The following is a 954-nucleotide window of genomic DNA, read 5'->3' on the forward strand; positions in this document are numbered from 1 at the left end:
ACCCGTGGTGCTAGTTTATTTTTTAGTTCACAAAAAAGTCCATTTGGATTATGCTGTTAGTGATCAAACGAACAGGAGTTATCCAAATGAACCACTTACATTATACCGCTAAACATCATCACTTACAATACAGTATGACACAATTAAAATTCATCTGTTCTTACTATTATCGCCACTATGCCCCTAAAGAACTGACACAGCGGCGAAATGTTCACTATTGTAAGGTTAATGACGATGCCATTCTTGTTCTTTTAGTGCTTCAAGCTGAACTTGGTATCAAATCTCAACGCCGATTTTATCAACTATGCCAAGTATTTCTTATAAAAACAGGATTGGAGCGAACACGTTTTTATCGAAGAGCTCGCTATCTCATCCCTTTATTAAAGCTCATTCATCAAGGAATGACGAAACAATTCCAGAAGGATGATATTGTCATTATGGATAGTTTCCCCATACCGGTTTGTTGGCCAGCTCGCAACTACAAGGTTCGCATTTTTAGGGATCAAGCGACGATTTCCTATAATCCTTCAAAAAAGATGTGGTTCTATGGCTTTAAAGCTCATATGCTGGTAGCCTTGTCAGGCTTTATTGTGAACTATATTGTAACACCCGCTTCTGTTCATGATCGTCAGGTCGCTGAAGAACTGCTTGAGAATACAACTTTTCCTGTGGTGTTAGCAGACTTGGGTTACCTTAGTAAGACTTTAAAACAGACTCTAACTCAGAAAGGCTACTGTTTTTGGACACCTTTGAGGCGTAACATGACCAATGCCAAGAAGCATAATCACTGGAGGCTCCAGGCTGAAAGAAGAACCATTGAAACACGATTTTCAGTTTTATGTTCTGAGTTTGATATCGAAAGACCATTGGTGAGAAGCTTAAAAGGTCTAGAACTATGGTTAGAGCAGGCAATCTTTACCTATAACTTAAGATTTTTTAACTAGCACCACGGGT

General features: G+C 38.9%; 1 protein-coding gene. It reads left to right on the forward strand.

What is annotated here, in order from left to right:
• Positions 1-86 precede the first annotated feature (86 nt).
• Positions 87-944, forward strand: coding sequence for an IS982 family transposase (locus tag AC4HAL_RS10990; protein ID WP_491094187.1), 858 nt, complete (start codon positions 87-89; stop codon positions 942-944).
• Positions 945-954 lie beyond the last annotated feature (10 nt).

This window comes from Streptococcus sp. ELY_125 (assembly GCF_058314535.1).